Source organism: Kineococcus indalonis (assembly GCF_009906395.1).
Taxonomy (GTDB): domain Bacteria; phylum Actinomycetota; class Actinomycetes; order Actinomycetales; family Kineococcaceae; genus Kineococcus; species Kineococcus indalonis.
Map to the genome: position 1 here is coordinate 1 of NZ_JAAALM010000642.1, position 2,002 is coordinate 2,002.

The 2,002-nt window shown below is 75.9% G+C and carries 2 protein-coding genes; both read left to right on the forward strand.

The window, feature by feature from the left end:
- On the forward strand, nt 1–781 hold a 781-nt coding region (locus tag GTR00_RS19825; protein WP_166613270.1), incomplete at its 5' end, for a cell division protein FtsQ/DivIB.
- A 215-nt stretch (nt 782–996) separates the two neighbouring features.
- Nucleotides 997–2,002, forward strand: a 1,006-nt coding sequence (gene ftsZ, locus GTR00_RS19830; RefSeq protein ID WP_166613271.1) for a cell division protein FtsZ, incomplete at its 3' end; no start/stop codon positions are given.

Sequence of the window (2,002 nt, forward strand, 5' to 3'; positions counted from 1 at the left end):
CTCCCCCGACCCGGGCGCGGCGCAGGGCCGCGCCCGGGTCGGGGGAGCGCGCGTCGCCGACCTGACCGGCCGGTTGGCGCGCCGCGCGCCGCTGCGCCGGCGCGCCGCGCTGGGGGCCGCCGCGCTCGCGGTGCTGGTCGCCCTCGCCGGCTGGGTGGCGCTGGCCTCGCCGTGGCTGCGCGTGCAGCAGGTGCGCGTCAGCGGCACCGAGCGCACCGACGCCGAGCGGGTGCGCGCCCTGGTGGACGGCCAGCGCGGCGGCGCGCTGGCCGCCGTGGACACCCGCGCCCTCTCGCGCCGGGTGGGCGCGGCGCTGCCGCTGGTGGAGTCGGTGGACGTGCGCCGCTCGTGGCCGTCGACGCTGGAGGTGCGGGTCCGCGAGCGCCAGGCGGTGGCGGCGGTGCCCTCGACCACCGGCGGGGTGGACCTCGTGGACGCCGAGGCGCGCGTGCTGCAGCACGCCGACGCGGCGCCGACGGGGGTGCCGCTGCTCAGCGTGGACGTGGAGCGCACCCGGGCGGGCACCCTGCGCGAGGCGCTCGCGGTGAACGGCTCGCTGTCCACGGCGGTGCGCTCGCGGGTGGCCTCGATCACGGCGCGGAGCCCGGACGCGGTGGCGCTGCAGCTGGCGGACGGCCCGTCGGTGCTGTGGGGCGACGCGAGCCGGCCCGAGCGCAAGGCGCAGGTGCTGCTGCGGCTGCTGGAGGACCCCGTGGCCGCTGCGGCGCAGTCGATCGACGTCTCCGCCCCGGACGCGCCGGCGGTGCGTCCGGCCGGCTGAGGGCGGCGCCGGGCGCCCGGGCGGTTGAGCCGTCCGGGCGGTGCGCCCCCGCGACACGCCGGGGCGGCAGTTGCACCGCGACCCCTCGGCTCCCTACGGTCACCCACCAACAGGAAATGACATAACGTTAACCCTCTACCTGAGGGTCAGCGTTTCACCGGGAACGGCGCGCCGTCCCCGGGCGGCATCGGCGAAAGAGGCGAGAGGCACTCGACGTGGCAGCTCCGCAGAACTACCTAGCGGTCATCAAGGTCGTCGGCGTCGGCGGCGGCGGGGTGAACGCGGTCAACCGGATGATCGAGGTCGGCCTCAAGGGCGTCGAGTTCATCGCCGTCAACACCGACGCGCAGGCGCTGCTCATGAGCGACGCCGACGTCAAGCTCGACGTCGGCCGCGAGCTCACCCGCGGCCTCGGCGCCGGCGCGGACCCCGAGGTCGGCCGCAAGGCCGCCGAGGACCACGCCGAGGAGATCGAGGAGGTGCTCAAGGGCGCCGACATGGTCTTCGTCACCGCCGGCGAGGGCGGCGGCACCGGCACCGGCGGTGCACCCGTCGTGGCCCGCATCGCCCGCTCCCTGGGCGCCCTGACGATCGGCGTGGTGACCCGCCCCTTCACCTTCGAGGGCCGCCGCCGCGCCAACTCCGCCGAGTCCGGCATCGCCGAGCTGCGCGACGAGGTGGACACCCTCATCGTCATCCCCAACGACCGGCTGCTGTCCATCAGCGACAAGCAGGTCAGCATCCTGGACGCCTTCAAGTCCGCCGACCAGGTGCTGCTCTCCGGCGTGCAGGGCATCACCGACCTCATCACCACCCCGGGCCTGATCAACCTCGACTTCGCCGACGTGAAGTCCGTCATGCAGGGCGCCGGCAGCGCCCTCATGGGCATCGGCTCCGCGCGCGGCGACGACCGCGCCATCCAGGCGGCGGAGAGCGCGATCTCCTCGCCGCTGCTGGAGGCCAGCATCGACGGCGCCCACGGCGTGCTGCTCTCCATCCAGGGCGGCTCCGACCTGGGCCTGTACGAGATCAACGAGGCGGCCCGGCTGGTGCAGGAGGCCGCCCACCCCGAGGCCAACATCATCTTCGGCGCCGTCATCGACGACGCCCTGGGCGACGAGGTGCGCGTCACGGTCATCGCCGCCGGCTTCGACAGCGGCACCCCGGTGCGCCGCCGCGAGGAGCGGGGGCTGGGGCAGGTCCCCGGCCGCGCCCCCGCTC